The 6522-nt window shown below is 60.1% G+C and carries 4 protein-coding genes; all 4 read right to left on the bottom strand.

Annotated features, from left to right (window positions below):
- Nucleotides 1-392: 392 nt before the first annotated feature.
- The 4 genes from AO268_RS05455 to flgJ all read right to left on the bottom strand — a co-directional run bounded on the left by AO268_RS05455 (nucleotide 393) and on the right by flgJ (nucleotide 6522).
- Nucleotides 393-1322, bottom strand: a complete 930-nt coding sequence (locus AO268_RS05455; protein WP_099168102.1) for a ketoacyl-ACP synthase III — start codon at nucleotides 1320-1322, stop codon at nucleotides 393-395.
- A 268-nt stretch (nucleotides 1323-1590) separates the two neighbouring features.
- Nucleotides 1591-3210 carry a flagellar hook-associated protein 3 gene (locus AO268_RS05450; protein ID WP_099168101.1) on the bottom strand — a complete coding sequence of 540 codons (1620 nt, stop codon included), beginning with the start codon at nucleotides 3208-3210 and terminating at the stop codon, nucleotides 1591-1593.
- A 14-nt stretch (nucleotides 3211-3224) separates the two neighbouring features.
- The gene (gene flgK / locus AO268_RS05445; RefSeq protein WP_099168100.1) at nucleotides 3225-5249 is read right to left on the bottom strand and encodes a flagellar hook-associated protein FlgK; all 2025 of its coding nucleotides are present in this window, start codon (nucleotides 5247-5249) and stop codon (nucleotides 3225-3227) included.
- Between the two features lie 10 nt (nucleotides 5250-5259).
- Nucleotides 5260-6522: a flagellar assembly peptidoglycan hydrolase FlgJ gene (gene flgJ / locus AO268_RS05440; protein ID WP_099168099.1), complete on the bottom strand. Its 1263-nt coding sequence runs from the start codon at nucleotides 6520-6522 to the stop codon at nucleotides 5260-5262.

Here is a 6522-nt window from a genome sequence, read left to right as displayed (position 1 = left end):
CTCGTCGAATTGATTGTTTTTTGATCATTTGGCGAGTTTAAAAGTTGCGCTAGGTGGTATGCCGGGGAAATACATGGCTACTTCAGACCATCCCTAAGAATATTATAAAATACAAAAAACACCATTTAATCCAAATACAAATAATTAGAAATATTGTCGTGCAATACTAACCATCAAATATCGCACGACATTTACGCTAAACATTACTCTACGGTTCAAGGGCAAAGTATGTCGATGACGCCCGGAAAATCGTCGTAGCACATTAGGCAATCAACATCATCGTTCACGACTACGCTGATAAGCCGACTCCTACAAATATATGTAAGTGCCCATAAACAAAAACGCCCGGGATCTTTCGATCCCGGGTGTTTTTTATGCAACCTATCAGCACATCACGGCCGATAGATAATCGCCGAACCCCACGACAGACCAACCCCGAAGCCACTAATGGCCACGCGCTTCCACTCGGCATCCATCACGTGCTTTTCCAGCAGCAGCGGAATGCTCGACGACACGGTGTTGCCGGTCTCGACCATGTCCTTGATGAACTTCTCCACCGGCGCATCTTCAAAGCGCCGCGCCACGGCATCGACAATCGCCGCGCTGCCCTGGTGGATGCAGAACGCATCGATATCGTCGGCCACAAGGTCCGACTCTTTGAGCAGCTCATGCAAATGCGCCGGCACCTTGAGCAATGCAAAGTTGAAGACCTGGCGGCCGTTCATAAAGAACACGCCATCGCTGACCTTCAAGTGCGGCGCGCCGGAGCCGTCGGTGCCGAACTTGGCCTTGCCCAGCTGCCAGGGGGCGTCTTCGCCCATCCAGGTGGCGGTGGCGGCGTCGCCGAACAGCATGGTGGTGTTGCGATCTTCCGGGTCGACGATCTTCGAGTACGGATCGGCGGTCACCAGCAGGCCGTTTTTCAGGCCGGCGGCTTCCATAAAGCCCTTCATGGCGTAGATGCCGTAGACATAGCCGGAGCAGCCCAGGGAAATATCGAAGGCCGCGACGTGGGTCGGCAGGCCTAGCTTGTCCTGGACGATGGCGGCGGTGTGCGGCAGCCCTTCTTCGTCGCCGTTCTGGGTCACGACGATCAGCGCGTCAATCGACTCGCGCTTGAGCCCAGGGTTATTGGCAAACAAGGCGTTGACCGCCTCGACGCACAGATCAGAGGTTTCCTGGCCAGCCTCCTTGCGTGGCAGGAATGCCGAACCGATCTTGCCAATGATGAACTCTTCATCCTTGGCGAATTTGGCACCCTGGGCGTAGTTGTCCAGCCCTTCTGCCGGCACGTAGCTGGCGATGCTTTTTATGCCAATCATTGTGGCTTCCCAATACAAAATAGCTGGAGAACACCCCTGAAAACCCTTCAGGAGCGCTGACAATAAAGGGGATAACCCCGCAAAAAACCACCGAAGTCGCCTTGACCCGGGCCCAAAAGACGGCCTGGCCTTTTCACACGATACAGTGAAGATGCGCTTTATGACTCATAGGTCACTCATTTTTGTGCGCTTTGTTTAAAAGCCTGCGCCAGAAACGACAACGGCCCACCCTGTTTCCAGGGTGAGCCGCCGGGTCTTGCCGGGCCGATTACATCCGGCTGAACAGGCTCAACTGGGAGATTTTCACAAAAGCCAGCTGCGAGGCCTCCAGCATTGCCTTCTGGAACGCCAGGTCAATCGAGGCCGTGGCCACATCGGTATCGCCAATGGCGGCGGTGGTCGACTTGTTGGCCAGCACCATGCTGGTGTTCTCGGTTTCCTGGATCGACAGTGTGTTCAACCGCGCCCCGATGGAGCCCCGTACGCCGTCAACCTGGGCCTGGGAGGCCTTGAGGTTGGTAATCGCCGAGTTGACCACGTCGGTCAGCTTGGCCTGGGCAATCGGGTCGCCGTCGGACGGGGTTTCCAGGGCCTGGCGCAACTGGCTGAGGGTATCCAGCGCATTTTGCGTCTTGTGGGTATTGGAACCTACCGCAAACTGATCGCCACTGCCGGGGGCGCCGGTAATGTTGAACGTCACGCCCGCCGCCGTGATGGTATCCGGCGTGGCCGGCACAGGTGGCGGCCCTGGCTGGGCGGGCGTACCCGGGACCACATTGCCGTTGGACACCGGCGTGCTGTCGGCGGTGATCGGCTGGGCATACACCTCGTACGCCGTGGCCGAGGTGAACTTGATCACCGCGCCCTTGTTCGGGAAGGTGCTGCTGTAATCCGCCTGGCTGGTGACAGCCCCGGCCGACAGTTGCGCCGAGGAGGCGTTGCTGGGCGTGCGCGAGACACTGAAGCTGTCCGGCTTGCCTTCCAGGGTGAACACCCGGTCCTTGTACACCGCATCCGCCTCTGCGCCGGGCTTGGCGTCGCCAAGGTTCTGGTCGATATCAAAGGTCACGCCGCGCACGGTGACCGAAGCGCTGCCCTCCTTGGTCGCATCGAACTTGCCGTTGCCGGGGGTTTGCGCGGTGATGTCATTGCCCGTCGCATCCGTCACGGTGTATTCGGTGCTGCTGAGGAAGGTCAGCTTGTACGGCTGGCCGTCGGTGAAGCTGCTGTCATAGGTCGACGGCGACGTAACGATCCCGCCCGAAACCAGGACCTTGCCATCGTTGACCGAACCGGTCGCCTGGGTACGCCCCGCGTTGACCGTGCCTTCCAGGATCGATTTGCCAGTGTCGTTGACCACCATCGACAAGGTGTCGGAAACCTTCAGGCTCAGGGGGGTTTCATCCCCCTGATAGCTGTAGGTGCCGTCGCTGTTGCGGGCGTACGGCGGGGTGTCGCTCTTGCCGCCGGCAAACAGGTAATGGCCGGACGAATCCTTGCTGTTGAGCAGGCTCAACACCTGCTTCTCGATCTCACCGATCTCGGCCGCTACGGCCTTGCGGTCGTCGTCACTGATGCCGCCGCCGCCCTTGCCGGCGACCTTGAGGGACAGTTCACCGGCCCGTTGCAGGGCGGTGTTGATGCCGTCGAGCACGCTTTCCTCGCTGTTGAGCGAGTTTTTCATGCTGCTGATATTGCCCGCGTACTGCCCCAACATATCCTGCTGCTGTTGCAGCAACAGCAAACGCGCCGCGCCCACCGGATCATCTGCCGCCGTCTGGATGCGTACGCCGGAATCGATCTGCTGCTGGGTCTTGGTGACGTTGGAGAAGTTATTGGTATAACGCGCAGTCGTGGTGTTGAAATACTGTTCGGTCGAGATACGCATCGTCTCAAACTCCCTTAAAGGCTGTTGATCAGCGTGCTGAAGGTTTCTTGCGCAGCTTTAATGATCTGCGACGACGCGGTGTAGTACTGCTGGAAACGGATCATATCGCCGGCTTCCTCATCCAGGTTGACCTGGGACACCGAGCTGCGATTGGACGTGGCCGCCGCGAGCATGGCGCCGGTGGCGTTGTTATCGACGTTGGCCTGGCTGGCCTTGCCGCCCACGGACGACACCAACTGGCTGTACGCGGTGCTCATGCTCACGCCGGCATTGCCATCGGTGGCGCCCACAGTCTTGCGGGTTTGCAGGTCGAGCAATTGCAGGGCATTGCGGTTGTCCAGTTTGCCGCCACTGTTGAACGATACGGTGAAGCTGTCGTCCGCCTTCGGTTCGCCGCGGATCACCGTGTCGACCCCGAACGTCTGCGGGTCGCCATTGGCATCGACGTACGGCACCTTGATCGTCAGTTTGTTGTCCTGGCCCGGCACGATGGTGCCGGTGCCAATGGGCTGGCCCTGGGCGTTATTGATCACATAGCTCTGGGTGCCATCGGCGGCAGGCTTGCCAAAGGTCATCTTGACCGGCATCGAGCCCTTGATCGCCGCTTCCAGCTGCGCGGTGCCGGCGCCGCCATGGATATCCAGGGGCAAACTCAGGGTCGGCGCACCGAACACGCCGGTGCCACTGTTGTTCTTATTGCCCTCGGCCAGCAGCGGCGCAGAAAACGCCAACTTGTTGGGGTCAGTCATCACCACCTTGAGGTCCATCGCGCCACCGGCGGTCGGGCTGACCTTGAACGTATCGCCTGCGGCCACCGGCCCCTTGCCATCTAGGGCCAGGGTGAAACCGTCGATTTGCGGTGGTGTCTGGGTAATGTCGTAGGTGCCCATGGACTTACCGTCCGAACGCAGCACGGTGTACATCTTGTCGTCGCTGAACGTCACCTTGTAGTCAAAGGTGCTCAGTTTGCTGGTGTCGGTGATCGTGACATTGAGGTTGCCGGAGCCCGCACTGTTGTTCGGGCCGCCGACACTGCGCTGGCCGATGGCAAACGCACTGTTGATATCATTGAACAGCGCGCCGCCAAACTGCCCGTTGGCATCCAGGCCCTGGCCCAGCTGGGTATTGATCGCTTCGCCGACGACCATGGCGGTACGCCCCAGGTCGTTGATGGCCGGCATCAGCACATCCTGGCGATAACGCAGCAAGCCACCGATGGAGCCACCGCTGATCACCGAACTGACGTCCATCTGCTGCCCGGCACTGGCCAACATGATCGAGTACTGGCTCTTGTCATCGCGGCTCGGCACGGCCGACAGCTTGTTGGAGACACCGTCCGCCACCAGGGTCTGGCCGGTGCCCAGGGACACATTGAAGTGACCTTCCGACTCGGTGACCTTGACCCCCACCAACTCATTGAGCGAGCGCACGGCTTCGTTGCGCGCATCCAGCAGGTTCGCCGGCTCGCCATTGCCCTGGCCCTTGGCCTGGGAGATCTGCTGGTTGAGGGAGGCAATCGACGACGTCAGTTGATTGACCTGGCCGGTGATGGTCTCCAACTGGCTGTTGATGCCTTCTTTCTGTTTGTTCAGTTCGCTGGCAATCGAGTTGAAGCGGTTGCCCAGGGTTTGGGCAATGGTCAGGACCAACTGGCGCGCGGAGTTGTCGCTGGGGTTTGCCGAAGACGTCTGCAACGCGGCGAAAAAACTGTTCAAGGCCGCACCGACCCCGGTGGACTTGTCGGACAGCAGCTTGTCCACCGAACCGATCTGGTCCAGGTAAGCCTTGGCGTCGAAATTCAACGATGTGGTGGTCTGCAACTGGGTATCGAGGAACTGGTTATACACCCGGCGCACATCCGACAGCGTCGTGCCGGTGCCCACGAACACACCGCCGCTCCCGGTCAAGCCGTTGGCCGTCTGCGTGGTCTGTTGACGTGAGTAGCCAGGGGTCTTGGCGTTGGCAATGTTGTTACTCAAGGTCGCAAGCGATCCCTGAGCCGCATTGAGTCCTGACATCCCGATATTGAGCAAACCCATGGTTCAAACCTTATAAATGAGTGGATGCGCCAGCGGCAGCGTAGTTCTGGTAACTGTTCATGGTTTTGGCGATCTGCGAAATCTTGCTGGCGTAGTCTGGATCCGTTGCATAACCGGCCTTTTGCAACTCGCGTACAAACTGTTCGGGGTTATCGGCCGACTTCAGCACTTCTTTATATCTTTCATTGCTTTGCAGCAGGGTCACGAGGTCGTGGAAGCTGTCCTGGTAAGAGTCGTAGGAACGGAATTGCGCCGTCTCCTTGACCATCTCGCCATTGCGAAACTCGCTGGTAATCGCCCGCGCCTGGGCACCCTGCCAGCTTTGGCCGGCCTTGATACCAAACAGGTTGTGGCTGCTGCTGCCGTCTTGCTGGCGCATCACCGATTTGCCCCAGCCGGTTTCCAGGGCGGCCTGGGCCACCAGGTAGCGCGGGTCGATGCCAATGCGCTCGGCCGCCTGCTTGGCCATGGGCAGCATGGTGGCGACAAACTCGTCTTGGGAGCTGAAGGCTTTTTTCGCCGGGGCCAGCGGTGGCTGGGCCATGGCGCGGCCGTAGATCTGCATGCGCGAATCGCGGGCGGCAAAGGTGCGCGCCGCGCCGTTGATCACGCCATCTTCGGCGGCGCTGTTGCGCAGTGGCGCAGCCTTGGCGGTGCCCGGCGCTTCGACGCCCGGCACAATCCCGGCCAGCAGGCGATCGGTGAGCTTGCTCGGCAAGGCGATGCGCCGCTGGTTCATCAGCGCCATATCATTGTGCACGGTGCCGTCATCGGCCCGCGGCGCCACCTCGACCCGCGCCGCCCACAGCGCCCGCTGACCATTGGCGCGGCCCAGCGGACCATCGGCCAGGGTGCCGGCGGCAATCGGCGTCGGTACGTCGACTTTCTTCTCGACCGCCTCTGGGCCCTGCAAGGTCGAGGCCTGCCCTGCCACTGGCTGGTTCTTTTGCATCTGGCGCAACAGCACGTCCGCCAGGCCGATACCACCGCCCTCGCGGGACAGCGAGACGGCCAGTTGCTGGTCGTACATTTCCTGATACTGCTTGGCCGCCGGCGTGTTCAGCGGGTTGTCCTTGCCCAGGGCATCGGTGGCCGAGCGCATGGACTTGAGCATCTCGTTGAGAAACAGCGACTCGAATTCCTGCGCCACCTTGCGCATGTTGCCGTCGCTGTTCTTGTCGCCGAACTTGAGCTGGTTAAGCCGGTTCAGGTCGGAGTAGGAACCCGAGTCTGCCGTGCTGGCGATACCGCTCTTGCGCATGTCCATGGCCAT

It is taken from the genome of Pseudomonas sp. ICMP 8385, assembly GCF_002699915.1.
GTDB lineage: Bacteria > Pseudomonadota > Gammaproteobacteria > Pseudomonadales > Pseudomonadaceae > Aquipseudomonas > Aquipseudomonas gessardii.
This window is presented reverse-complemented; position numbering and strand designations above follow the sequence as displayed.